This window comes from Ensifer sp. ENS02, assembly GCF_014851885.1.
In the GTDB taxonomy this organism is placed as follows: Bacteria; Pseudomonadota; Alphaproteobacteria; order Rhizobiales; family Rhizobiaceae; genus Ensifer; species Ensifer adhaerens.
In genome coordinates, this window is sequence record NZ_JACVAO010000023.1 from 1 (window position 1) to 25,571 (window position 25,571).

At 58.8% G+C, this 25,571-nt stretch carries 24 protein-coding genes; 14 read left to right on the forward strand and 10 right to left on the reverse strand.

Translation table 11 applies throughout. The features are described 5' to 3' along the window. The 7 genes from IB262_RS31465 to IB262_RS31495 all read left to right on the forward strand — a co-directional run. Nucleotides 1–977: type IV secretion system protein (locus IB262_RS31465; RefSeq protein WP_192494230.1), on the forward strand; the 977-nt coding region annotated here is incomplete at its 5' end. A gap of 37 nt (nt 978–1,014) precedes the next feature. Next, nucleotides 1,015–1,710, forward strand: coding sequence for a type IV secretion system protein (locus IB262_RS31470; RefSeq protein WP_192494231.1), 696 nt, complete (start codon nt 1,015–1,017; stop codon nt 1,708–1,710). Beyond that, a complete protein-coding gene (virB9, locus tag IB262_RS31475; RefSeq protein WP_192494232.1) occupies nt 1,707–2,516 on the forward strand; it encodes a P-type conjugative transfer protein VirB9 in 810 nt (269 codons plus the stop codon). The genes IB262_RS31470 and virB9 overlap by 4 nt, the downstream gene beginning before the upstream one ends. After that, nucleotides 2,516–3,721: a type IV secretion system protein VirB10 gene (gene virB10, locus IB262_RS31480; protein ID WP_192494233.1), complete on the forward strand. Its 1,206-nt coding sequence runs from the start codon at nt 2,516–2,518 to the stop codon at nt 3,719–3,721. The genes virB9 and virB10 overlap by 1 nt, the downstream gene beginning before the upstream one ends. After that, nucleotides 3,702–4,724 (forward strand): P-type DNA transfer ATPase VirB11, encoded by a 1,023-nt coding sequence (gene virB11 / locus IB262_RS31485; protein WP_192494234.1) that lies wholly within the window; start codon nt 3,702–3,704, stop codon nt 4,722–4,724. The genes virB10 and virB11 overlap by 20 nt, the downstream gene beginning before the upstream one ends. After that, on the forward strand, nt 4,721–6,820 hold the full coding sequence (locus IB262_RS31490; protein ID WP_192494235.1) for a type IV secretory system conjugative DNA transfer family protein: 2,100 nt from the start codon (nt 4,721–4,723) through the stop codon (nt 6,818–6,820). Before virB11 ends, IB262_RS31490 begins: the two co-directional genes overlap by 4 nt. Nucleotides 6,821–7,298: 478 nt before the next feature. Further along, nucleotides 7,299–7,718, forward strand: coding sequence for a helix-turn-helix transcriptional regulator (locus IB262_RS31495; protein ID WP_192494236.1), 420 nt, complete (start codon nt 7,299–7,301; stop codon nt 7,716–7,718). A gap of 161 nt (nt 7,719–7,879) precedes the next feature. Here IB262_RS31495 and IB262_RS31500 read toward each other — a convergent pair whose 3' ends face one another. Genes IB262_RS31500 through IB262_RS31510 form a run of 3 tightly spaced genes read right to left on the reverse strand, consistent with a single transcriptional unit; the run spans nt 7,880 to nt 10,947 of the window. Then, the gene (locus IB262_RS31500) at nt 7,880–8,092 is read right to left on the reverse strand and encodes a hypothetical protein (RefSeq protein WP_192494237.1); all 213 of its coding nucleotides are present in this window, start codon (nt 8,090–8,092) and stop codon (nt 7,880–7,882) included. A gap of 5 nt (nt 8,093–8,097) precedes the next feature. Continuing rightward, nucleotides 8,098–10,542: a conjugal transfer protein TraA gene (locus IB262_RS31505; RefSeq protein WP_192494238.1), complete on the reverse strand. Its 2,445-nt coding sequence runs from the start codon at nt 10,540–10,542 to the stop codon at nt 8,098–8,100. 3 nt (nt 10,543–10,545) lie between these two features. Next, a complete protein-coding gene (locus tag IB262_RS31510) occupies nt 10,546–10,947 on the reverse strand; it encodes a MobC family plasmid mobilization relaxosome protein (RefSeq protein ID WP_192494239.1) in 402 nt (133 codons plus the stop codon). Nucleotides 10,948–11,562: 615 nt separating this feature from the next. Between IB262_RS31510 and IB262_RS31515 the strand changes: the two genes are divergently transcribed. The 7 genes from IB262_RS31515 (at nt 11,563) to IB262_RS31545 (ending at nt 18,212) form a co-directional block, all read left to right on the forward strand. Next, nucleotides 11,563–12,276, forward strand: a complete 714-nt coding sequence (locus tag IB262_RS31515) for a ParA family protein (protein ID WP_192494240.1) — start codon at nt 11,563–11,565, stop codon at nt 12,274–12,276. Continuing rightward, nucleotides 12,269–12,706 carry a hypothetical protein gene (locus IB262_RS36150; protein WP_246802772.1) on the forward strand — a complete coding sequence of 146 codons (438 nt, stop codon included), beginning with the start codon at nt 12,269–12,271 and terminating at the stop codon, nt 12,704–12,706. Before IB262_RS31515 ends, IB262_RS36150 begins: the two co-directional genes overlap by 8 nt. 3 nt (nt 12,707–12,709) lie before the next feature. After that, complete coding sequence (locus IB262_RS31525; RefSeq protein ID WP_192494241.1) at nt 12,710–13,102, forward strand: hypothetical protein; 393 nt, start codon at nt 12,710–12,712, stop codon at nt 13,100–13,102. Between the two features lie 216 nt (nt 13,103–13,318). Next, nucleotides 13,319–13,813: a helix-turn-helix domain-containing protein gene (locus IB262_RS31530; protein ID WP_192494242.1), complete on the forward strand. Its 495-nt coding sequence runs from the start codon at nt 13,319–13,321 to the stop codon at nt 13,811–13,813. Between the two features lie 573 nt (nt 13,814–14,386). After that, on the forward strand, nt 14,387–15,625 hold the full coding sequence (locus IB262_RS31535) for an SIR2 family protein (RefSeq protein WP_192494243.1): 1,239 nt from the start codon (nt 14,387–14,389) through the stop codon (nt 15,623–15,625). Then, entirely contained in the window at nt 15,625–16,155 is a 531-nt protein-coding gene (locus tag IB262_RS31540) for a hypothetical protein (RefSeq protein ID WP_192494244.1), read from the forward strand. The genes IB262_RS31535 and IB262_RS31540 overlap by 1 nt, the downstream gene beginning before the upstream one ends. Next, entirely contained in the window at nt 16,152–18,212 is a 2,061-nt protein-coding gene (locus tag IB262_RS31545; RefSeq protein ID WP_192494245.1) for an AAA family ATPase, read from the forward strand. Before IB262_RS31540 ends, IB262_RS31545 begins: the two co-directional genes overlap by 4 nt. A 219-nt stretch (nt 18,213–18,431) precedes the next feature. Here IB262_RS31545 and repC read toward each other — a convergent pair whose 3' ends face one another. The 7 genes from repC to IB262_RS31580 all read right to left on the reverse strand — a co-directional run bounded on the left by repC (nt 18,432) and on the right by IB262_RS31580 (nt 25,314). Further along, nucleotides 18,432–19,646, reverse strand: a complete 1,215-nt coding sequence (gene repC / locus IB262_RS31550; protein WP_192494246.1) for a plasmid replication protein RepC — start codon at nt 19,644–19,646, stop codon at nt 18,432–18,434. Nucleotides 19,647–19,841: 195 nt separating this feature from the next. Further along, the gene (repB, locus tag IB262_RS31555) at nt 19,842–20,834 is read right to left on the reverse strand and encodes a plasmid partitioning protein RepB (RefSeq protein WP_192494247.1); all 993 of its coding nucleotides are present in this window, start codon (nt 20,832–20,834) and stop codon (nt 19,842–19,844) included. Further along, nucleotides 20,831–22,048 (reverse strand): plasmid partitioning protein RepA, encoded by a 1,218-nt coding sequence (gene repA, locus IB262_RS31560; RefSeq protein ID WP_192494248.1) that lies wholly within the window; start codon nt 22,046–22,048, stop codon nt 20,831–20,833. The genes repB and repA overlap by 4 nt, the downstream gene beginning before the upstream one ends. A gap of 387 nt (nt 22,049–22,435) precedes the next feature. Further along, nucleotides 22,436–23,320, reverse strand: a complete 885-nt coding sequence (locus IB262_RS31565) for a zincin-like metallopeptidase domain-containing protein (RefSeq protein ID WP_192494249.1) — start codon at nt 23,318–23,320, stop codon at nt 22,436–22,438. Nucleotides 23,321–23,539: 219 nt separating this feature from the next. Then, entirely contained in the window at nt 23,540–24,589 is a 1,050-nt protein-coding gene (locus IB262_RS31570; RefSeq protein WP_192494250.1) for a Fic/DOC family protein, read from the reverse strand. 65 nt (nt 24,590–24,654) lie between these two features. Further along, nucleotides 24,655–24,861: a hypothetical protein gene (locus tag IB262_RS31575; protein ID WP_192494251.1), complete on the reverse strand. Its 207-nt coding sequence runs from the start codon at nt 24,859–24,861 to the stop codon at nt 24,655–24,657. A gap of 120 nt (nt 24,862–24,981) precedes the next feature. Further along, nucleotides 24,982–25,314 (reverse strand): DUF736 family protein, encoded by a 333-nt coding sequence (locus IB262_RS31580; RefSeq protein WP_192494252.1) that lies wholly within the window; start codon nt 25,312–25,314, stop codon nt 24,982–24,984. Nucleotides 25,315–25,571 lie beyond the last annotated feature (257 nt).

Below are 25,571 nucleotides of genomic sequence, written 5' to 3' on the forward strand. Positions count from 1 at the left end.
ATTTCTCCTCGCGAGCCTACGGGATCGTTGGCGACGAGGTGGTGCCGCTGCTCACCATCATGTTCATTGCATATGTGGCCTATTACGGGCTGCAGCTCTTCATGGGAACCGCCCGCGTCAGCGTCGCCGAGATCATCGGCCGCGTGACCCGTATGCTGATCATCCTTGCGCTGGTCAGGGAGTGGGACTACTTCAATACGCTTTTCTACTCTTGGATGAACGACACGCCGGAAGATGTCGGCCGCGCGATCCTGACCGCCACGGGAACCGGTATCACGGAACCGACGAACGGCCTGTCGATGATCTGGAGAACGGCCAACGAGGCGGCTTCTGCATTCGCTGAGCAGTCCGGTTACTTCTCGGTGCTACCGTCTATGGTCGGGTTTCTGATCATGTTTGCGGTGGCGGTTTTCATTGCCGTGGCGCTGGCGATCCTGCTGCTTGCCAAGGTGATGATGTGGGTCCTGATCGGGACCGCGCCAATTTTCATCGGCTGCATGCTGTTCGAGCAGACGAGAGGTTTGGGCGTCGCATGGTTCCAGCAGGTATTGATGTATGCGCTGATTCCGCTGTTCGTTTATGTCGTGGCGGCATTCCTGATCGCAGCTATGGACCCGGAATTGACGAAGGTCAGCAACGCCGCAAACCAAAGACGCCTTCAGCTTAGCGACATTTCCGCCTTCCTGTTGCTCTGTGCAGCAGGCGCGTTTGTCCTCTTCAACATTCAGGTTCTCGCGCAAGGCATTACTGGCGGTGTTGCCGCCGGCGTCGGCAACGTTGCGCGCACTATCGGCCGATATGCCGGCATATCCGCGCCGATATCCGCCCTGTCGGGTGGGCAAAAGCTAGCGGGAGCCGTTGGCAACGCGGGCATGCAGGCAAGAGCGCGAACGCAAGAAGGCATGAAAACCAATATTCGAAACGCCGCTGCTGAGGCGATGCAGAACCGCATCAGCAACAACAGCACGCCTCGCTGAGGCGCGAACGTAAGGGCTAGGTTTAAGGGCTAGACGAATGGCAGATACGAATGAAGCAGTTCTTCGGACCTATTTTCAGGACGGCGATCGCTGGGAGCAGGAAATCGTAAAGAAGGCCAAGCGATCGCGCGCGCTCGCATGGTTCGTCACGACGATTTTCGGTGCGATAACCTTGCTGTCATTGACGGCGCTGGTCATGCTCGTGCCGCTGAAAAGTTTCGAACCGTACATCGTCGAGGTCGACAAAAACACCGGCTATATGGAGGTCAAGACCGGGCTCACGAAGTCAGCAAACCTCACGGATCAACAAGCGGTCACTCAGGCCAACGTCGTACGCTACATTCGTTCGCGTGAAGGCTATGATCCCTTTGCCATTGAGCAGAATTTCGGCATTGCCGCACTGCTCTCGACGGGAGATGCGGCCCGGGAGCTTCAGGAGCTCTATAGTGCGGCAAATCCGAACAACCCGGCCAGGGCCCTGGGAAAGAACAAGAGTGTCACCGTCGATATCAAGTCCGTGACCTTCTCCAATGCGAGTACGGCCCTGGTGCGGTTTTCGACGACCGAGAAATCCGACACCGACTCCATCACACGGCATTTTATTTCGGTCGTCCGCTATCGCTATACGGACACCCCGGCGACCAATGAATGGCGCTTCGAAAACCCGTTGGGCTTCCAGGTCTATAACTACCGGCGCGACCAAGAGACGGTGACACCCGGAGGCGAAAAATGATCACGCGCCTCCTGCTTTCTGCGGCCTTCACGGCCGGTATGTTGACTCACGTCCACGCTGCGCAGGCACCACGGCCGGGCTCGCTCGATTCGCGTGTCACCAGCGTCGTCTACCAGTCCAACAATGTGGTGAAGGTTTCTGCCACCTACGGCATCTCCACCATGATCATCTTTGATGAGGACGAAAAATTCGAAACGATCTCGCTCGGCGACACCGATAGTTGGCAAGTTGCCCCCTCCGAGAAGGGCAATATTCTGTTCGTCAAGCCGATCGCGAAGAACGTCGCCACCAACATGAACGTCGTGACCAGCAAGAGGATCTATTTCCTCGAGCTCAACGACCATGCGCCGACCGACGGCAAACAGGTCTTCGGCATCCGGTTCGTCTACCCAGAGAAGGACCTGAACGCCTCGCTCCGCAAGGAGGCGGAGTACCGGGCGGCGAACCCGAATATGGCGAATATCGACAAGGCAAACGTCAACATCGACTATTCGTTTTCCGGCGACCCATCGCTGAAGCCTACGATGATCTTCGACGACGGGAAAAAGACCTTCTTCAAGTTCGGCAGCCGCGTGCCGGCGATTTTTGCCGTACAGTCGGATTTTTCCGAGACGCTGCGCAATTTCCGCAAGGAGGGCGAATACATCGTCGTCGATGGTGTCGCGACACAATATACGCTCCGCGACGGCAACCAGTGGACCTGCATCTTCAACCTTCGCAAGCCTGACTTCGGCGCTCCGGATCCGGACATTCTCGGTCCGGCTCATGACACCAAGGCGACGAAACGTAGGAGGAGCGGCAACTAATGAAGCGCAGCCCCGAACTTGAGGCCATGACGACGGCCGACGAAACGGCGATCAGCAATCGGAATGCTGGACGAAATCAAACTCTCGGCATGGCCGCCCTTCTCTTGGGTGGCGCTGTGGCAGCCTATTTTGTCCTTGCGACGGCTGGCGAAAAGCCGCGTGATGTCGCCGACAGCGACGAGGAGTTTCAGACGACGACTTTTCGGCCACCGTCCTTTGTCCGCGACGAAGAGAAGCCGGAACCGGAGCCCGAACAAGAAGTCATCAACCTGCCAACGCCTCCGGAAGTGGTAGAGGAAACCGTCGATACGACCGAGTTCAAGGTTCCAGCGCCGCCAGAGGTCGTCGAACAAACGCCCGAAGCCGCGCCGGTCGAAGAGTTTCCCGAGCGGTATAAATCGGGCCTGATTTCGCTCGACCAGAAAGGAAACGGGAGCGGGAACGGCAGCCTGACAGGCGAAGACGATACCGGATTGACGGTTGCCGGCGAGGACCGCAACAGCAAGTACCTGGCTGCGGCTGCGGGCCTCGCGGACCGAACCGCCAAGGCCCGGCAGATCGAGCGCATCGATGCGATGATACCGGAGGGAACCTTGATCCCCGGAATCCTCGAGACGGCCATCAACAGCGATCTGCCCGGCCAGATCCGCGCCATCACCTCCCAGGATGTCTATTCCTTCGACGGCCGGCGTGTTTTGATCCCGACCGGAACGCGCCTCATTGGCGAATATCAGTCGGAGGTGACCCGCGGACAAAAACGCATCTTCGTCATCTGGACCAGGCTTATTCGCGATGATGGCGTTTCCGTGCGCCTCAACTCGATCGGCACGGACAGCCTGGGCCGGTCTGGCTTGACCGGTCATGTCGACAACAAGTTCCGCGAACGGTTCGGAGCGTCGATCATGCTCTCTATCGTCGGCGGCGCTGCCAGCTATCTGACCGGATATGGCAGTCAGGAAGCATCCAACAACAGCGACGATGCCGCACGGGGCGAAGAGATCGCGCGGGAGACCATCGCGCAGACCTTCAGCGACATGGCGAATACGGTTCTCAGTGAAAACCTCCGTATTCCTCCCACGATCAGCGTCAGCCAAGGCGAGCGAATCTTTGTCTACGTGCGCCAGGACCTCGATTTCAGCGCCATGTACGACGATCCGGTCACCGAAGCGATGAAGGAGATCCGACGTGAACGTCGCGGCAGGTAACACGATCAAACGCGATCCGCACTACTTCCTCAATCGCGCCCTCGAACCGATCAAGCAATTCCTGGATGACCCGAAGGTGGTCGAAATAGCCGTCAATAAGCCGGGCCACGTTTATGTGGAGCGGTTCGGGGCCGATCATATGGAGCACCATTTGATCGACGCCCTGACGGCCGATGAAATCCAGAACATCGGCGAGCGTGTTGCAGCGGCGACCAACCAGTTTATCAGCCGTTCCAAGCCGATCCTCAGCGCCGCACTTCCAACCGGCGAACGGATTCAGATCGTCCTGCCGCCGGCCGCCCCAGACGGTGGAACGATCTCGATCCGCAAGCAGGTGGTGAATAACTTCACGCTTGAGGAGTATCGCGACAACGGTTCGCTCGAAAAAGTATCTGTGGCCGTCGGCGGCCTCAGCGACATCGACCGGGAGCTGATCGGGCATCTGCGCGCCAGCCGGATTTACGATTTCATCCATACCGCCATCATTCAACGGGTTTCTATCCTGATCAGCGGCGGCACGTCATCTGGCAAGACGACCTTCCTCAACGCCTGCCTGAAGAGTGTGGATCCACATGAGCGGATCATCACGCTCGAGGACACACGCGAGCTCTTCCCGCCTCAGGCGAACACGGTTCACATGATTGCGTCGAAGGGTGACCAGGGCACCGCAGACGTGACCATTCAAAACCTGCTCGAGTCGTCGTTGCGCATGCGTCCAGATCGTCTGTTCGTCGGCGAAATTCGGGGCGCGGAGGCGTTCTCCTTCCTGCGCGCGATCAACACCGGGCATCCGGGCAGTATGTCCACAGTTCACGCCGATACCCCGATGGGTGCCTATGAACAGCTCGCCATGATGATGCAGCAAGCCGGCATGTCGGCGGGTTTTTCCAAGCAGGATCTCATGTCCTATATCCAGATGGTGATCCCGATCGTCATCCAGCTCCGCCGTGACGGCGGCAAGCGCGGCGTCTCCGAAATCTTCTTTGCTCGGGATGAAGCATGACCAAGGGGCTCCAGGCCTTCTACCTGCTCTTTTGCGTCGGGATAGCATTCGTTGTCTGGATGCTCGGGTACGGCCTGGGTCTTCAGGTCTTCTATAAAGACGGGCGGGTTCTCGAAGAGACGATAACGAGCAACCCCTTTGTTCCCATTCAGCAGTTCTGGATTTACCGCACTAGCCCTGCCCTGCAGAAGGTCGCGCTTGGCTCGATGGTGCCGGCGCTGATCGTCGCCGGCCTGGCCGCCTATATCGGCCTGAAACCGACGAGCAGCCCCTTGGGAGATGCGGCGTTTCAGGACATTGCCTCGCTTCGGCGCGGCAAGTGGTTCCGTAAACAGGGCCATATCTTCGGACGCATAGGGCGCAGCATTCTCCGCACCAAGGACGATCGGCATCATCTGATCATCGGCCCTACCCGCTCCGGTAAGGGCGCGGGCTATGTCATCCCGAACGCGCTGATGCACGAAGGCTCGATGATCGTCACCGACCTCAAGGGCGAGGTTTTCAAGGCGACCTCGGGCTATCGACGCCACAATGGTAGCCAGGTCTTTTTGTTCGCGCCTGGTTCGGAAAAGACCAATCGCTATAACCCGCTCGATTTTGTACGGCCTGAGCGCGGCAATCGCACCACTGACATTCAAAACATTGCCAGCATTTTGGTGCCTGAAAATACGGAATCGGAAAACTCCGTCTGGCAGGCGACGGCGCAGCAAGTCCTTGCCGGCGTGATCAGCTACATCACCGAAAGCCCCTTCTATAAGGATCGGCGCAACCTCGGCGAGGTCAATTCCTTCTTCAGCAGCGGTGTCGATCTCCAGGCACTGATGAAGTACATCAAGGAAAAAGAGCCCTACCTGTCGAAGTTCACCGTCGAAAGCTTCAATTCCTATATCGCTCTATCCGAACGCGCGGCCGCCTCGGCGCTTCTGGATATCCAGAAGGCCATGCGGCCTTTCAAAAATGAGCGGATCGTCGCGGCAACTAATGTCACCGACATGGATTTGCGCGCGATGAAGCGCCGGCCGATGTCAATCTATTTGGCGCCGAACATCACCGACATAACCCTGTTGCGCCCTCTCCTCACTCTGTTCGTGCAGCAAGTGATGGACATCCTCACGCTCGAGCACGATCCCAGTTCCCTTCCCGTCTATTTCCTCCTCGACGAGTTCCGGCAGTTGAAGCGGATGGACGAAATCATGACAAAGATGCCCTATGTGGCCGGCTATAACATCAAGCTCGCCTTCATCATCCAGGACCTGAAAAACCTCGACGAGATCTATGGCGAAACCTCCCGGCATTCGCTGCTCGGCAATTGCGGCTATCAACTCGTCCTCGGCGCCAACGACCAGGCCACGGCCGAATATGCGTCGCGGGCGCTCGGAAAGCGCACGATCCGCTACCAGTCGGAGTCGCGCACGATCGAATTGTTGGGTCTGCCCCGCCGCACGAAGGTAGAGCAGATTCGCGAACGTGATCTGATGATGCCGCAGGAAGTCCGGCAAATGCCTGAGAACAAGATGATTTTGCTCATCGAAGGGCAAAGGCCGATCTTCGGGGAAAAGCTCAGGTTCTTCCAAACGCAGCCGTTCAAGTCGGCGGAAGCATTTTCGCAGGCCAACATCCCGCAGGTGCCGGAGGTCGAATATCTGCCTCCAAAACCCGTTCCGGCCACGACCCCGGAATATGCCAAGGGTGGCGAGCCTTCCGTCGAAATGCCCTCGCCGGTGCCCATGAAAGAAGAGAAGCCGGCCGCGGCCGCGACGATCGAGCCGGTTGCCGCAAAGCAGGACGTGGCCGCAGTCGAGAAGACTGCGCCACCCGCCAAGCGAACCGTCAACAAAAAGGCGCTGCGACCAAAGCCAAAACCGTCGCCTGCGAAGACGGAGATGGAAGCGTCCGCAAGCCTTGCCGCCATGGAGGCCCGGATAAAGGCGGTTGAGGAGGGCCTGACACCAAGGGCTGCACAGCTCAAAGCAACGGTCGAAACGAAGGTCGAAAAGCTCGGCGATAAATCACCGACTACGCGCCGCAATTACATGGACATCTTCAACACGACGATTCCTGATCCCGTCGAGGTTGGGGTGGCAGCCGAATACTGATCAGGGATTAAAATCGGGGAACCAATGGGGGACTGGTGGTGGCGAAATCGATGCTGTATCTCTTTGCGCTTGCCGGAGAGAGCCGCGACAGCGTTGCGTGCCTACCGGCAGGCGGAGGCGCACTTTCACGCGCTTCAAGAACGGAAGAATGCGCTGGATGCCGAAGAGCGGGTCATTCTGCATATATGGGCGGTGAAACTATCGAAGGCTTCACTCAGCCCGGAAGATTGCGAAGGTTTCCGAGCCGCATATCGGTCGCTTGGAGAGCGGCGCCTAGAGCTTTTCGAGCCTTGGCACGACGCCAACGCGGACTTGGTATCTACTCATGAACAGGCGAAGTGCTTATTGCAAGAAATCGGATCAGGTCTCCGCGAGACGCCTGATGTGTCACGTTGCGTGCCCACAGGCAACATCGTAACAGAGAAGGGACAGTAGGCGGCGTGGCGCATTCCATTGGCCGCGCATCCTATTTGAGGTCATGATGTCCCATAAACCGCAGACCAAGACGCCAAATGCCATTGATGTTCATGTCGGCAGCCGTATCCGCTTGCAGCGCACGCTCAAGGGAATGAGCCAGACGACACTGGCCGAAGGGCTCGGCGTTACTTTCCAGCAGGTCCAGAAATACGAGAAGGGCACAAATCGGGTCGGCTCGAGCCGGCTACAGGCCATTGCCAGCATTCTCGGCGTCCCGGTTGCCTGGTTTTTCGAGGAGGGTCCTGTGAGCTCTTCGACTTCGCAAGGGTCGGAGGCGGGAGCCGGCAGGGAAATCACGCAGTTCCTGAACTCCGTCGAGGGGCTGTCGCTCAATCGCGCTTTTGTGAAGATTCAGGACGACAAGATCCGACGGAAAATCGTTGACGTGGTTAAAGCGCTGGCAAGAGAGCCTTCGGAGTAAGACCGGAATCTATCTGTCAGCCGATGCACCACGACGTCGATCGCCTCGTAGCTTTCCGGCGGTTGCCGCTCGACCGTGGAGAATTATTGGGAGCGGTCAGTGTCGATCACCGGCGTATGAGGTCGGCATGCTTCATGCCGACCTGGACAAATAAGCCGGCCTTAGAACGGCCAGAAGCTTCCCAAGTAGGTTGCTGTCTCGTTTACCCATGCCAAGGTGTCGCGATACCAGGCCGTAACGGTTTCCAAGGCCACCTGGACGCAGCCGAGAAAAAACACAAACAGGATAACGACGGCAAAGAACTTACCAAACCCTTCGTCGCCTTTCGGGTCATTGGTCTGGATAACGTATTGTTGCCGGTTATCGTTCAACATATCTCTTAACGGTCCCGATCGTCGCGGTCGCGTTCCCTCTGTTCCATTTGTTCCCGCTCAAGCTCCTCGAGACGAGGAACGTGCTGTTGGGCGGGATCAGTCCGTGTCGTCTCTCCGCTACGCTGTGCGGCTTCCCGATCCTTATTTAACCGATCTTGCAGGCGATTTGTAGCATCGACGGTGGAAGCCAGGTCGTGAGCTTCCCGCGCGTCGTTATCGACCGGCGTCCGCTCCTCTTCTTCGGCACGCAAATCGCGCTGCTGCTCGTCGACGGCCTCTGCAGTCGAAGTCCCCTTATCCCTTGCCTCAGACGGACGATCGGCATTGTTTTCCACCTGATCGATTGCGCGTTGCAGTTCGGGATCCTGTTCGGCAACCTCTCGAAGGTAACTGTTGCCGTCGATCGCCATTTGCGCGGCCCGCTCCACCGCCTGATCAAGCCCGGCCTGCATTGCCTTTCTACCGTCAGCCGAAAACTCGCCGGCCTCGATCCGATCAAGCCCGTCGCGGTAGTGGTCGATGTTGATCATGGCTTCATTGCCGGCCTCGACGACAGCCTCGCCGTGTTTGGCGACCGCAGCATCCCATGGCTCGTTGACCGGATCGCTGGGCTCGTCGCGCGCCTCTTGCCCGCCCTGCTCCGCCAACGCATCCTTGCGTTGTTCGTAGAGTTCGACCAGCTCCCGCTTCTGATTGACGAAGTCTCGCGCCAGGCCCGCGACCTCATCAAAGTCGGCCCGGTCATCCGGAGCTACGGTGCGCTCCAGTTTGAACAACGCCGTTTCGACCTTCTTCTCATAGGCCTCAAACTCTGCTCGTGACGTTTCGCGCAATTCTTGACCCTCCAAAACCATTTCCTGCAATGTAACCAAATTGGCGCGGAAATTCGATCCGAAATCTGCATGAATGACGCTGGCACTTGCCTCCGTCGTTGCCGCTGAAAGCCCGGTTTCCAAGTATTCTCGGTGCTGTGTAGCATAGGCAACGGTCTGACGATCACCACTCGCCCGCGCAACCTTCTGCCACGATTCCTGCGCCTTTATGATGTACTGCCGGCTCCGGTCGCTCTTCGCAGACGTGCGCCGGCCGCTGCGCTTGGCGTCGTACCGCGCCTGTGCCGGTTCGCTCGTTCCGACATGCTCCGTGCGACCCTCGCGACTCACCGGCCGAACCTGCGTGCGTGTGAATGCCGGCGGACTGGCGAACTCGCGCCGATCGGTCATTTCCATCTCAATGCCGTGTTGCCGCGCCTTCTCGGCCATGACCGATCGCCATTCGCGGAACACGGCCGGCGTCGTCTCTATGCGATCGCCGGAATCCGATTTCATGGCGATGATCGCATGCGCATGGACATGCGGTCGCTTACCCCCTTCCCCTGCCTCTTTCGGGTCGCTGGCGGGATCGTGCATGGCGAAGACGTAGCGATGGCCCGCAAACTGATGGGCCAAGAAGTCGCGTGCAGCCCCCTCGAATGCCGCCACGTCCGTTCCGGCCCGCGTCGACATGATGACGTGCATCACGTCGCGGCTCTTTCGGCTGTGCAGCTCGCCGCGCCATTCCTTCTGCACCAGATCGCCGGCCGCCTTCTCGTCCGAGACTGGCCGGCCGCGGTCGTCGCGAACGTCCTGATGCTGCTCGACCAGGCCGCGCACACGGCTGGCGCCGAACTCGACGCCATTCCCGTACCCATGAAACGAGAACGTCGCGCCGGCCACGCTGGCGGCCGCACTGGCGTCATGCCGGCCCTGGACGATGCCGGCAGCTTTGGCGTCTCCTGTCAGCCGCTCCCCCTGCCCGCTTCTGAGGACCACGAGCCCCGAAACGGATATTGAACCGTCCTCTACCTTCTCTACGACATAGGCATAGCGGCGATCGCCAAAGCCGCTCGATAACGTGCTGCGCACCAACTCATGCAAGCCGTCGTCGGACGTAAGGCCAGAAACCGCTATCTCGACGCTGAAGCTCCCGATGTCGCGGCTTTCGGCGCGATTCTGGAAAAGATGTTCCCAATCACCGCGCACCCGGGCCAATTCCTCGCGGCCCTCAAGGATCCTGCCGTTTTCGTCCTCAACCTTCAGCTCCCCGGATCGGGACACGTAGTTCAGCATCGCCCCAACGCGCGCTCCGCCCCCGTAAGATGCCATTTTGACAACGGCCGGCTGGCTTCCCTTGGCGACGGCGGCAAGCCTCGCCTCCATCGGCCGGCTTGCCGCCGTCGCCGGTATGGTCTGCGTTCGAGGAGCCCTACGGCTTTTCGATCCAGCGCCCCCTCCGAGAGAAGCGCCACCAGAACCTCCTCCACCGCCAGCGCCGAGTTGCGCCAATTGTCTGAGGCGCTTGCGCATTTCTTCCTCGGCCGCGGCACCACGTCCACCCGACGCCAACTCATGCAACAGCGCTGCGCGCCGCTGCTCCCATTCGTTGGTGAATGCGCCGAAGAAGATTTCCAAGGGCTACTTCTCCCCCCGGCGCTGATATCCAGCCCGTCGAGACAAAGAGCGAAGCTCGCTCATCACCGCCGCCTGAATCCGTTGCACGTTCTCAAGGTTGATATTCAGCTCGCTTGGATGGACGCCCCGGCCACTGTTGAGCGCCCTTGCGACCTGATTGAGGTTGATACCGATCATCCGCATGTCTTCGAGTAGCGCCGCCATCACCAGGCGGTCATCGCCCGTCAGGATCGGGCGAACGCCCGCGCCCTCCAAGAGCAAAGACCGGAAAAAGCTGGATACGGTCATTCTCGCTTCCTCGGCCGCCTTCTCGATCGCCGCGTGTTCGTCGCCCGTAACGCGAACATGCACGGTTCGATCTTTCTTCACTGGCTCCAAGGGAGCGTTGAATTTCCCGTCATCCATATGGCCTTTGGCCCCCTACTGGCGCTTGCGACAGTCGATCGAGGGCTCGTCCCTCGATTGCGGAAAAGGGCGTAGCACATTTTTCCGTATCCTGCCAATCTCAATAGAGGGAAATGCAACCAAATCACTTCGAGGGGACCTTCGCTCCGCTCGGTAGTTTTGTTTTTTCGAACCGCGCCTGCGGCCGGGTCGTTTAACGTGGGAACGCTCACCAGGGTTCACCTCGGAAATCCGCTTCTGAAGGCCTTTGTCCGCCCCTCGTACTCAGCCGCAAGGGACGCTTCGCTCTTCGCCCTTGCGGCTTCCGTGCGAGCGTCGGTGACGGCCTTGCGCGGCTCCAGGGTTCACTCTTCCACCGGCGGGGCTTGATTGACGCCGCACCAATCGCCGCGTCCTGTCCCAATAATATGGACGTCTCGTGTTGATTAGTCACACGAGTTAGCGACATGAAAAGTGCCACACGATGTGAACGTGGCTTAACATGTTAGATTGACCACATCGTATGATTGCGGCATGTTGTCCCGTCATGTGAGCGATTGTTCGCATCGTGCTGAAATATCATTTGAACGAGCCGCTCAAACACACGCTCTAGGTCAGCGAAAGGAGTCAGCACGCATGCCTTTATGTCTCTCTGCCGTAAGCGGCAAAGGTGGAGCGGGGAAGACTACGGCGGTAATATTGATTGCCGGAGAATATGCGCTTCAGGGAAAGCGCGTCCTTCTCATTGACGCGGACGGACGCCAAAACCTGCAGGAATGGTGGAAGCGCTGTGAGGCAAAGGACAACCTGCCAGACAACATCGACCTTATTACCGCAGCCCGCCAGACGACCATTCAGCAGCTCCTGGAAAACGATGCGACCAAGTACGACGTCGTCTTGATGGACTCGCCCGGCCAGGACACTGTTCTACGGGACACCATCATTGCCGGCTCTCATCTTGTGTTGACACCGATTCAGCCGAACCAGGATGAAATCAAGGCAGCAGGACAAGCGGCGACCGATACGGCCGACATCTCCGACAAGGTAGGGCGGGTGATACCCCACGCCAACTTTGTCACGAGGATCACCATGCCGTCGAGACTGCTGGAAGCATATCGCTTGATCAGGCCATTCGTGCAAAACCTGCAAGAAGGCGGCTACGACTCCTATCTGCTCCAGACGGAGCTAATGGAGCGCAATTGTTATCGCGAAATTCGAAACGGATACGGCACGCTGCAGATGCTTGATCTCACGGACTCCGTAAAAAAGGCAAGGGCGGAAGTCGTTAGCCTCGTTCGTGACATCGAAACGCTTTTGGTGGGCGAGAAGGGGGTAGCAGCGAATGGCTAAGGGTCAAACCACAGTATCTGATTTCGCAGTCGCACCGCGTCGAAGCCGTGTGGGCCAGGCCGCAACAAAGGACGATGCCGCTACCTTGGCGGCAGAGGCCTCGGCAAAGGCGCCAGGAGCCGAAGATCAAACTCAAGGGCCTGCCTCCATCGGCGGCGAGGCAGATCAGCCCGTGAGTCGGCTGATTGCGCCGACAGAAGAAGCGCGGCGCGAGCGGGCCACTACCAAAGCGCTGCAGCGAGAGGAATCGAGAGTTCGGTTGCGTGACCTGAAGAGGGCACGCGACCGTGAATCCAAGCACTACGTCAACTGCCCATTGGACTACGACACGAAGAAGCGGTTGGAAAAAGCGGCTCTCGAGAACGACGTCAAAATGACGGTGATCATGAAGGCGGCAATCGATCAATTCCTGAAAGACAACGGCTATTGATCGATGATCGGCCGCGGCTTCCTGCTCGGCGTAGCTTTCGGCTGCGTCCTCGGCGTCTACATTGCGCCTCATCTCGGCCGCCCGCCCGCCACGAGAGGAGACATTTCAGAAACCATTTTGCCTCAAGTGAATATTGCGCAAGCTGTACCCGAAAAGGCTACGTGGCCGACTGACGATGAAGCAAAGGCCGGGCTATTCGATTTATCCAAATGGGACCTAAAAAAGCATGGCATTGGTGCAAAGGTGAGCGTTAACCGCTGTATCCGAATTTCACCGAGCGAGATGGCCTGCGAGCTGATGGCGCGGCTCACTTGGATTGAAGGTGAAACGCGAATTGAAGCGGTTTTTCAAGCGAAACCGGACGGTTGGAAGATGGTAGCCGCGAAGAATCGCTAATTGCTTTTTTTCGTTTTAGCGACAATGTTACTGGTCCGCATGGTGGGCATAACTTGAAGCATTTCGGTTCACTGCCTGTGGGAAGATCTTATTTCAAAAATCCCCCCAAATAGGTAGGAATTACCGTTGTGTTTCAGGGGAGGGAGATGTGCCAAATTGCTTCAATTTGGTGCATAGTGGCCGCCGAGGGCGGCTTTCACAAAAAAGGTAAGGATCGTGATTGATCTAAGCAGCTATAAAAGCGCACGGGGTTTAATTGAAACAAGCGATCCGGAGCTGGAGAGGCCGGTCTACCGGAAGCCCGGCTTCGAAGGCATCCAAACCACAAAGGAAATGGACGAGCGGATCTCGAATTTTCTCAAGGACATTCGTGAATCCAAAAATCTCTCCCGGGCAGAGCTGGCTCATTTGCTCGGGCTTTCTGTGTCCGTTTATGGGCGGTACGAGCGCGCGGAATCGCGCATGACTGTTCCTCGCCTGATTCATCTCTGCGAGCTGATGGGCTTCATGCCCATAGATATGATCTTTGAAGCTGCTCCGCACCTGTGGGGCAAAACGCCGGAAGAGGCCGAAGAACGTCGAACGTTGACGAGGCTGATTGAACTGCTGCCACCAGACACCACGCGCGACTTGATCCGGCTCTTGAAACGCATGACGCCTGGGGAACAAGCAACCGATGCTGTTTCCGCCAGCAGGAGCGATGGCAGCTAAAACACGTCGCAAGAGCGAAGCGAAAACGGCCTGGCCCCTACCCTATCGGCTCTTTGTAAGGGGACAGCCGCGCCCTCGGCCGGAATGTGCGAAGAGCTGACATTGGGCGAGATTAGTGAGTTTGGGGCCGGGAGGGGACTGTCCGCTTCTGGTGAGAGAGGTCAACAAGCGGATATAGATATGGTTCAGAAACACGTGGCAAACGTTCGACTATTGTGTGGCGGGATGTGCGGGCTTCCGAAGCTAGGCTGAAAACGTGACTACCCCATACCCTCTCAGAGGCATCCGTCACTTAGCCCACTCTCAAAACCGCTGCGTCATAGAGATTTACTCTGGCTGAAGCACCTCATACGGACGGTGCCCGTTTCCCTGTCCGCGTGGAAAGAACATTCAGCAATCCCGCATTAAAGTTGAATGTGCGAAGGACTTCCCCTTGCCGCCTGCAATCAGATAAATCTAAATCATAAAACTTGCCTAGTGGGAGTTGAGGATTTGAGCCCAGAGACGCTAGCGCGACTTCTCGCATCAATGAACGCTGGCCGCCTACTGGTGGTATGCGGGGCGGGCCTCTCGATGGCGCCGCCCAGCAGCTTGCCTTCAGCACGGACCGTGTCGGAGCGCTGCTTCGAGAAGTACCGGCTTGAAGTCAATCCTGGGTGCGATATCGGGCTGCGTGATAATCTTGAAGCGCTGGCCGAGCATTTCGTGGCCACGAACACGCTCCAGTCCGTTTTCATCGATCATCTCGTGCCATGGCCTGCATTCGTGCGGCCATCCAACCCCGGTCACGCTGCGATCGCAGACTTCCTGCTGACGCGGGCAGCGGCGGCAGGCATATCCAGCAACTACGATACCCTCATCGAACGCAGGGCCTGGGACTATGGGGCCGACTTCCGAGGATCTCTTGACGGTGACGAGGCAAATGTCGATGCGGCTCACCAGGCGCCGCTGCTAAAATTTCACGGTTGCGCGCACCGCGATCGCGGGTCGACGGTCTGGGCACCGTCCCAGCTTGAGGACCCGGTCATTTCGGCCCGCATCGAGCGCAGCAAGACCTGGATGGCGGCAAACCTGCGGCAGAAGGACCTGTTGGTCGTCGGCTTCTGGTCCGACTGGGAATATCTCAACGCGGTGATCGGCGGCGCGCTTGTGGATGTGCAACCGCTCTCAGTCACCGTCGTTGATCTTTCGCCGACCGATGCATTGGAGGCGAAGGCGCCTCAGCTCTGGCAGATCGCACATGCACAGAATGTTTATTTCGAACATGTTCGCGAGTCGGGAGCGGACGTCCTGGATGAGTTGCGACGGGCGTTCTCAATGAACTACCTCCGTCAGGTCCTGGCTGCAGGCAGAGCCGTCTTCGAAGAGTCGACAGGCGTCCAATGCAACCCCGACTGGCTCGAGGTTACCGATTACGACAGCGAGACGCTGTATGGGCTGCGCAGGGATGCAGAAGGTGTGCCAGCCGTACAGCCGGCAACTCGCATCCGGCCTGGTAACGTTGAGGCCCTGGGATACTTCCATCTGTTGCTGCGTCAGGCCGGCGCGACGCAGCGCCCGGACGGCTACGATCTGAACGGTCGTAGCATTCGGGTGATCAATGGCGCCGAAGCAATTCTGGGCTCTCTGAGGACGAAATTCATCGAACCTCCCGTTGCTGCCGCCTCGGACATCGTCGTAGCGGTGGGGGCTACCGATCTTGGCCTTCCGAGCAATGTCGTCCGGGGTGGTCGAACCGGTGACCTTATACGCCCCGACGCCGCCGGCGATTGGTTCGACCTCAACGGTGCCAGAGCGGAGCTGAACATCTAATGGACATCTCGACTCAAGCGGAAATCGCATTGCGCAACGCACGGTACGAAACATGGTCCTGGTCCGGACCACACGGCCCCGTCACATGTTTCGAAAGCACCGCAGTCATGGGCTTTGTACATGTCCTCGAAAGCGCCGAAGCGCTCATGGCCGAATGGCAGACCAGACAGAAGACCGCGCTGGCGCGTCACGCCGTCTCGCTTCGAGGTGCTGGCACCAAGGCCTGGAACGTCTACTCGGTATTCCTCACCGCTGATCGCGCGCCTTCGCTCGCCCGCGCCATTGAACGGATCGAAGAGGACTTCACGCTCACCCGCAAGATCGCTCGGACGTCCATAACAACGGCTGAGGATGTGGAGAGGTCGCTTCTCCCGTTGATGGCAATCCGATCGCAACCGCTGCTGGGCGCTTCAAACTTCGAAGACCGGCTTCGAGCCCGATTGAAGGATGTGCCATCTGATGCCGTAACGGCGTTCCTCAACGAAACGCCCGCGGCAGATGTCGCACGTATTCTGGGAGCCAAGTCATGAAGCTCGACTACGTAGAGGTTTGCGGCTTCAGGGGCTTCCGTGACAAGGTGCGGATAAACTTCGGTGGCGGCTTCACAGTGATTACGGGCCGGAACGGCGTCGGAAAGAGTACTCTGTGCGATGCCGTCGAGTTCGCCATCACCGGGTTCATTGAGAAATACGCCGTCGAGAAGGCCGCCAAGGAGAGCCTCGCCGACTATCTCTGGTGGCGTGGTGAGGGAATTCCGAAAGCGTATTACGTTACGGCCTCGTTTATACGCGACGATGGCAAACAATTCGCGATCACGCGAACCCGTGAAGGCGGCGCCGACCGGTCGCCAGAGGAAATCCATGCAGCCTTGTGCAGCGGCCCTGCGCCTGACGACGCACTGCGCCAACTGACGCGGACGTCCATCATTCGCGACGAATGGATCGCCGCTTTGAGCCTGGACCTGTCTGAGACTGAGCGTTTCGATCTCGTCCGCTCTGCGCTCGGCGCACTTGAAGGATCAGAAGCCGCCGCGAAAGCCAAAGAGATGGTGACTGCAGCCGATGTTGCGCACAACCGCAATGAAACCGCCTATGAAACAGCACGCGCGCGGCTGGGTGAACGCCTGACCCAGCAGTCCGAGATCCAAGCTTCACTCAGCCGCTCGGGTGATGTCACGGCCGCTTTGGCAACGGTAGCCACTGCCGTTCCCGATGCTCCAGCGGAGATAATCGCACGCCTTGAGGCTGCTCGCGGCGCCCTTGCTGACGGGCGTACTCAAACTGCTCGGATGACCGAAGCGGTCGAGGCCGGGCGAAAACTCCTCGCGCTCCAGCAGACCTTCAATGCGCCGGATGCCGTGGCGGTGCGTCAGAGCGCGATTGCGAAGCTGGAAACTGCGAGAGAGGCAAAGGATATCGCTTACGAGGCGGTCGCCGCAGCGGAGGCGCTATTGGCGCGAGAAGTGGATGCTGATGCAGTGGCCGCCTCTCTCGCCATTCTGGTCGAGCATGGCGAGAGCCTAGGCGTTCATGACGAGCATTGTCCTCTCTGCGCTGCCCGAAGAACGTCTGAAGAATTCGCCGCCGGTCTTGCAGCCGCGCGGCGGCGCATATCGAGCCTCGCCTCCGGCGTACAGGAAGCGCGGAGAGCGTTGGCTGCGGCCAGCGACGAGGCGCGCGAACGCTCCACCACCTTCGCCATCGCGGAGGCCGAGGACGCCGCCCACCAGGCCGAGGAGCGCACCTTGCGCGAGGCAGAGAAAACACAAGCAGCTTTCTTTGATCGCTGGAATATAGACCAACGCTTCTTGAATGACCCGGAAGGCCTCGAAGGTCATCTCGAAGCCGAACGCGACAGATTGATCAACCTTGAAAGGGCATTACTCGTGCTCGAGGCGTCCCAATCGGTTTCCCGCATGGCCTCGGTCGAGAGAAATATTGAAGGGTTGCGCGAAGAACTCGACAAGCTCGCCGATGCCGTCAGCCAGTCGCAGGCCGCCGCATCCTTCGCTCGAGACATCGAACGCTCGGTCAAACGCGTCAGCGCCGAGATCATCGACGAGCGGCTGGCCCAGATCAGCCCCTTGCTCAACGAACTCTACCAGCGTCTGCGCCCCCATGCGGATTGGCGGACAATCGACTATAGTATCCGGGGCGATGTAAAACGCTTCCTGAGCTTGAAGGTGGGAGACGGGCTGAACCCCCAGTTCGTATTCAGCAGCGGTCAACGGCGTGCGGCGGGATTGGCGTTCTTGCTGTCCGTCCATTTGGCGCGCGCTTGGACGCCATTCCGCTCCCTCCTACTTGATGATCCTGTCCAGCACATCGACGACTTCCGCGCGCTCCATCTCGTAGAGGTACTTGCCGCGCTCCGTCTTGATGGACGTCAGATCATCTGCGCTGTGGAGGACCCTGCCTTGGCCGATCTCCTCTGCCGGCGCCTGGTTAGCACAACCGACGAACTTGGCCGTCGATACGACATCGATCTGGGGGCCGAAGGCTCTACGAGCGTCCTTATTGCTGAGGAGGTTCCCCCCATGCCCATTGATGTGTTGCGCAACGGCCTCCAAGTGGTCGGCAGGGCTTGACGCAAGTGACGGTCTAATTCCTAGGACTAGGTGAGGAGAGAACGGTCGCTGCAAAGTTCGGTCGTTACGTCCGCTACGCTGTCTTCAACATCCCCATATGAAATTGAAGAACAATTGGTGAGTATCAAGGTTTGACCTGCGCCTTGAGCAGCAAGGCCACATTGTCGGCGGTGAACATGAAGCCGCGGCGATTGGGAATGCGCAATAGCCCCACGCAACTCATGAGGCCCTTCGCGCCTGATTAGAGCATGTGCGCATTAACGCCATTAACATCGGTCCAAGCGAAAACTCCCCACGCTCGGCCTTTCGCGTCAGATCGCGCAAATAGCCGCCGGCCGAGTTGATCTGCCCTGCCCTCTCCAAAATACACGCGATGACGGTCGCGGCGTTTTCCGCCCCCAGGATCTCGCAGGCCTCCTGATAGGCGCTCGGACTGACGCCGAGCATCGATCGCACGACGACGGCCGCCGACATCAGGTCGCGCCAGCTTTCGACAGCGCCGTTTGGCCCGTAGTCGCGGATCTCGGGGCAAGCCTTCAGCACCATAGCCAACGGGAACGCCTTTATCGGCTCCCTCATCGGTCGCATGGCCGGGTTCGATTTCGCCCCCTGCTCTATTCGAGAGCTAGGTTCAAGTTCATTGCTGGATTCGGTATTTGAATTCTGTATGTGGCGTTCATTTTGAACAGCATTGCTGGTCGTTTTTTCGGAATCTTCCTGAATTTCCAGCCTGTTGATGATCTCCTCGCGGAGCATCTCCATTTCCTCGAGGATTGGCTGTATATCCGCGATCGTCGGCGTGCGGGGGATGCGCCCGGTCAGATCGAGGAACAGCTCCTCGATGCGTCCCCAGTCGCCGGCAGCCCCCTCCTCCATCGCGGCGCTGATCAACTTGCGTACGTCACGTCGGCAGATCGACAGCGCTTCCCTGGTGATCCGAAAGCGTTTGCGCTCCGCCGCAACCCGTTGCGCCGCGTGTGCCAACTCCTCCGCACGCGCTAGCAGAGGCGCCAGGCTGAAGCCGTACGCCTCCTCGATCGCGCCGGTCTCGTCCTTGCGAGCGTAGCGTTTGCCGTTGGCGCTGTCCTTCCGCTGGATCAGACCGGCGTCGACGAGCGCCGCGAGATGTCGCCGCAAGGTCGTACCGGCAATACCGTGCGCGCGCACCGAGAGCTGATCATTCGACGGAAAGACCACGAGGCCGCGGTCTTCGGAAAGCTCGTTGTCCGGATAGAACGTCAGCAGTGCATCGAGGACCGCTAGGGCTCGGTCCTGGACACCGAGCACCGCCCTCGCCTCGCAGGCGTCGCGGAACACCTTCCATTTGTCGGCGGTCTTGCCGGGCTTAATCTCGGCCGCTCGCATCTGCCCTTTCACCTGGGCAAGCGAGATCGGCCGCCGCCCGAAGGGCGTCGTCACATTTCCAACCTGCATTTCCTTCACCTTTCAGAAGGCAAAAGAAATCCGCTCACCAAAACGGCGCCAAAGACTCTTGACGGGGATTCGTGGAAATGCGATTCTCAGATTGCTTAGATATGAGAGAGGCTTCCACGACGGCGACGTTTGGGGGCCTTTTTCTTTTGCGGTTCTCTGTCTCCAATTTGCTCCGATTGTCAGCTGACAATTCGATTAATCCGCTGATTTTCCGTGTTTTTCCTGCTCAAACATCGCAACGAAGTCGTGCATGTGCGAGGATAGGAATTCTGCGAATTCTGCCGATGTTACGGTGATCCTCGAACCGCGGGCGTTGCGTTCGATTGATGCGAGCGGCAAGCCCTTTTTGGTTCGCACCGCTTCAACGTCCTTCGATTTTTTCTCGGTTGCCGTCAAAGCCTTCCATAGACGATCGAACCGCTTGTTGGTTTCGTCCGCCAAAAAATCAGGCGCCTGCATTTCCTTCTCGAGCCGTTTGGCCGACGCGCTGTCCTTCAGCCTTTCCGCGAAAGCCAGCCAGCGCGGCCGCCCGACTTTCGGGGCCGGGCCTACAGCCAGGATAATTTCAGATGGGACACCTTCGGCAACTTGCAACAGCCGGGAGATCTCCGGCTTGTCGACAGACAATGCCTTGGCAATCGTATCGCGGTCGAACCCGTGTTCTTCCAAACGTCGTGCGAAGAGAGCTCGTTCAATGAAACTCAGATCGACACGAGGACCGTTCTCCTGGCCCTGCGCGAGAATGACCTGCTCGTCGGTCAGATTCCGGACAATCGCCTTGACGGAATGACCGAGGTCGGCTGCAGCACGCAGACGTCTGTGGCCGTAGGCCGCCTGATAATGGTTCGGCCTGTCAGGGTGAGGCCTGACGAGGATAGGCACCTGCTGGCCGCTGCCTGCGATGGATGCCTTCAGGTCATCGAACTGCGGATCCGCTTCGATCGGTATACGATCCCGAATGAATGAGACTTCAACGAGAGCGGGATCGAGTTCGACCACCTTGTCACCCGCCGCAATCGCTTCGCGCAACTCCTTGGCGGCGGCCGCCTCCTCGTTCAAACGACCGAGCGACAGGTTCATAGCGCGGACAGCGCCGGCTGGCTTGTGTGCCACCGGCGCATGCGGAGCTTCCGTCTTGGTGTGCTCGGCCGAGGTGACCATGCTCTTGAGGATGTCTCTGCCTTTCATGCCCTACCCCATGAAGTTCGAATAAGGGTCTCCACTTCAGAGTTCACGCTGTCCATCGCTTCGACGGCCCTGTCGTAAGTTTGGCGGTGCATCGTTTCCCGGCCCGCCTCGTAGATCGTCTGCTTGGAAAGGCCCGCGTCGGATACGGCAGTCGACTTCACCATCATCGAAGTCAGCACGCGTTCACCAAAAAGGCTTCTGAGAAACGCAACGATTTGTGCCTGAGGCCCGTCATTCGGTTCGTACCTGGTCACCAAGTACCGCATCCAGTCGTAGTCGAGGTCACCTCCAGCCTCTTTAACCACTCCGAGCAGATCGGAGGTCATGGACAGGAACTGGTTCATCGATGCTACATCGAGCATTTGAGGGTGAACGGTAATCAGAACCGAGGTTGCCGCACAAAGCGCCGATAGCGTCAGGAAGCCGAGAGTCGGGGGGCAGTCGATGACTACGACATCGTACCGATCCTGTAGATCCATGAGCGCGCTGCTGACACGCATGAAGAACATGTCGGTATCGGCGGAATCCCGCGACGCGAGTGCCCGCGGCGTGTCATGCTCAAACTCGTGAAGCTCCAGGTTCCCCGGAATCAGATCCAAACCTGCAAAATAAGTTTGCCGGACCACCTCCCCTACAGGACGCCGTTCGGCGTCGTAGCGAATTGCGCCATAGAGCGTCTCGTTGTCGTGCACATCGAACTCAGGCTGGAAGCCGAGCATGGCTGACATAGAAGCTTGAGGATCTAGGTCGACCGCCAAAACACGGTAGCCGCGTAAGGCAAGATACTGGGCTAAATGTGTAGCGGTCGTTGTTTTACCAGAACCACCTTTAAAGTTGGTCACTGCGACCACCTGAAGGTGATCGCCTTCCCGGCGTCCGGGCAAGTACGCCGGCTTCGTTCGTCCGAGAAGCTGCCGGATGGTGTTCACCTCATCAAGCGAGAATGTCCTTCGGCCTGCCGCGGTCTTTTCGGATGTGACGGCCTCTTCCTGCGAGGCGATATGGCGGACGTAGCTGTCTGTGACGCCGAGAAGCTTTGCGGCTTCCGTGCTGCTGAATCGCCGCAACGTTTTCTTGGCGTTTGGCGAAAAGAGCTTCTCGAATAAGATCTGCAACTGGCCACTAAGCGAGGCCGAGTCGTGCGCTATGGTTTCGTCGATTGAAACACGAGAGCGCTTCTGTCGGTTTTCAATAATCGCAGCTTTTGTCGCCATTCACGCAAAATCCAGAAATTCATTGAAGTTTCCGCAAATGATCTTCAATCGCGCGTTGCCGTCAAGGAGTTTTTAGTTAACTGAAATTAACAGTTGTGGCGAATTCGATTCGATGCGTAATATCAATGACTTATATGAATTGTCAGGTGACAACTCCAGTAGAAGCGCCGACCTAAAGCCGCCGTCGAATACGCTTTCGCGACCGAATCGGTTGCAGGTATTGCGACTCACCAATGTGCCTAATGGCTACACGCGACCGGTTCTGACCGGTCAAGAAGCGATCGCCTTCCTCAAGGAATAGGCTTTCTCCAAGCAGTCAGGCCGGCTCTAATGTCGCACAGACGCTCGCTCGCTGGCGTGCCAAGGAAGGCAGAGGAGCGAAGGCCGCTAAGCGGCCCTGCTCTGCTCTTGCGATTGCAGCCCTTGCAGGAAGTCGGCTGCTGCCTGGGCCTTCGCGGCCGCGGTGATGATCGACCGCTTATCGCTCTTCAACGCCTTGAGCCAGCTTTCCAGGTAAGTCGCGGTATTGTCGCGGGGATCGTGCGCGACACCGAGATCTGCGCAGAGGAAGGAAGCTGATAGTTCGGCAACGAGCTCCTCCATGGCGTAACTTTCACTGCCGAATCTGCCTCTCAAGTCCCGGTCCAGGCGATGCTTTGCGCCTGACCAGTGACCAATTTCGTGCAGCAGGGTCGAGTAAAGGTGAACTTCGTCAACGAAGCGTGCCCGATCGGGCATGAGAATGTCGTCGGGGGCGGGGCGATAGCAAGCGGTCGTTCCGCCGTAAGTGATCGCCGCGCCGGTATTGCGGACGAAGGTTTCGACGGCTTCCAGATGTGGGACCGGCGTCGTCGGCAGCTCCTCGACCGAGCGATAGAACTGCTCCGGCAGGTTCTCGATCTGCTCGACGTTAAAGACCGTGTAGCCTTTGAGGTAGGGGATTGCGCGCTCGTCATCATCTTCGCGCTCCTTCGGGGTAAAGGTGCCGTATTTGACGACGAGGGCGCCTTTCTCGCCCTTTCGGACCTGGCCGCCTAGATCCTGAGCTTGGCGATAGGTCATCCAGGTGTTTTCCTCGTAGCCTGCCAGCTCGCTTGCGAGCCACAGCATCAGGACATTGATCCCGCGATAGGCTTCGCCGGTTGCGCGACGCGGAACGAGGGAACCGCGGCTATTGCCGCGCCAGGGCCGGATCCACGGCTTGGTGCCGACTTCAAGCTGCTCAATGATGGCATCGGTGATGCGCTGGTAGGTGTCCTTGATGTTCTGCATGGCCGTCTCCTTCCGTGGTTGACGGCAAAAAACGGAGATAGCCGAAACGAGCCCATGCACCTGCAGGGCCGCAATGAAGTGGAGGACCGCGTTAGCGGTTGCATGGGGGAGGGGCTATCGTAGCTTGTCCGTCAATCATCCGACGGAAGGAGAGGGCACAGAACATTGGCGCCTCCCGAACATGGATAGCATCTTGCAGCTCGTCGCCGCCGGCGCCGATTACCGGTCGCGCTCGTCGTCATCGCGTTCCCGGTTTCGCTGCGTTGCCATCTGCGCCTCGATCGCCTTCAGTTCCGGGTTCTGATCCTGCTGTGTCTGGCGGGCAGGCTGAGCCTGCGAGTGCGCCTCCTGCGCCGGCTGCTCGCGTCCCAGGCGCGAAAAGTCCGACCGGGCGTTGAAGGTGATTTGCTCGTCGTCAGGCAACCTTTCCGGGAGGTCCGCGCGATCGGCGACGACAATCCCCTGATCCGTCACGAGGCTCGCAACTCGATCGTCGTGGCCGAGAACAGTGCCGGTGATTTCCTCGCCAGCGCGGGCGGTGCGGACATTGTGTTGCAACGGCTCCTCGCCGAGTTCCCGCAAATCCTCAAATGCGGCACGGATGGCTTCGCGTCGGTTCGGGTCCATCGCGTCCTCGATGACGTGCTTCATCGCAGGACTGGACGGGTCGTTCGTGGTCTCGATCGACGCCTCGATCATGCGCGGCTTGCTGATGGTGGTGAAATCGACCTCATGCCCGTAATGGCGACCCAGCTCGGAAATGAACGCCTCCTGCGCGCGCCCGTTGCCTTCTCGAAAAGGATGCACGTAATTGAGCTCCGAGAGCACTTTTCCGGCCCGCTCAGCGAATTCCTCAGACGAAGCATTGCGGAGGGCCTGCGGATCCCGGATCGGCTTCATCGCCTCGTCCAGTCCCATTTCAATGCGGGACCCGTGGAGGAACGCTGTGCCGCCCTTCGACAAGCCGCCAATCGGCTCCACCCGCTCACCGTCGACCACAGGGCTTTCGTTGCGGGTATGACCGGCCCACTCGTACACGTCCTGAAAGATGTAGCCTTGAATTGCCTTCAGATGCGCCTTGTCGAAATTGCCGCTTGGGCCTCGGCCCTCGGCGATCTCCACTTGCCGAATGTTCGTCAGTGCGTACTCGGCTGTCCGCAATGCCGAATGTGTCGTCAGTCCGAGCTTGTTGCGCAAGACGCCGGTGCGATCTGGATCGCCGGGAACGTCAGGGTAGGTATAAGAGCCCTTTGGTTGCTCGTTTGCCAATCGATTCCTCATGAAAAAAGCCGCCCGGTAAAGCCAGGCGGCTTGCTAAAATAGAAGTTTGCAAATCAGGCGCGCTTGAAGCGCGCCAGCATCTCTTCGCGAAACTCTTCTGTGGTGATGTCGCCGGCAATGTAGCGAGCATTTGCCGCCTCGAGCACTGGATCGTGGGTGTAGCCTTGGCGAATGTTGGCGGCGCGCGCCTGCTCGACGGCCTTCTGACGCTTCGCGACGGCTTCCGGGGACCGATCCGGACGGCGGGAATGAACGTTCATCGACAAATCTCCAGTTGCAGACCACCCTAGCAGAAAAAATGCTGTAAATCCAGCGTTTTGCCTGATCTTTCGGCCTTTCGGGGGTGCGCGCCCGGCTGGTCGCCGGGCGCTGTTCGCGGATCAATCGCGGGGTTCCCATTCGATGATCGCCTGCAGGGAGGCATCGTCCTGGCCGGGGAACCGGCCGAGATTGGCGTTGTAGCGAAGCTTGCGGATCGAAAGAGTGTAGTAGGGCTTGCCCTCCTGGTTCTCCTTCTTCCAGATGCCGCCGACCTCGATGTCATGGCCGCGGGGCGATTTGGCATAGAGGCGGTGCGTCGGGGCTTTGTCGTTGTCCGAGTCGAACGGCACAACCTTGATGTCCATGTCCCGGTCGATGGTGGAGATGAGGCCGGCGCCCTTTGCGGTTTCGAGATTGTCGCCGTCGAACTGGATGTAGTTGGTGATGTTCATGTCTTTCACTCCTCTTTGGTGGTTGCGATGATCGTTCAATCGGCACGGCGGTAAGCGATTGGCACCGTAGGCCGGAGCGGAGCGGAGGAAGCGGGAGGGTGCGAAAATTTGCTTCGCGAGGAAGCCGAAGGCGGGGAAATTTTTGTACCCTCCCGCTTTGCGCAAATCGCGACGACGTGCGAACGAGCGTCACAAGCAACCGCTCTGGAGGAGTGTGGCTTGAACCTTTTTGGCAACGTTCCCCCGTTCCTCAGCGA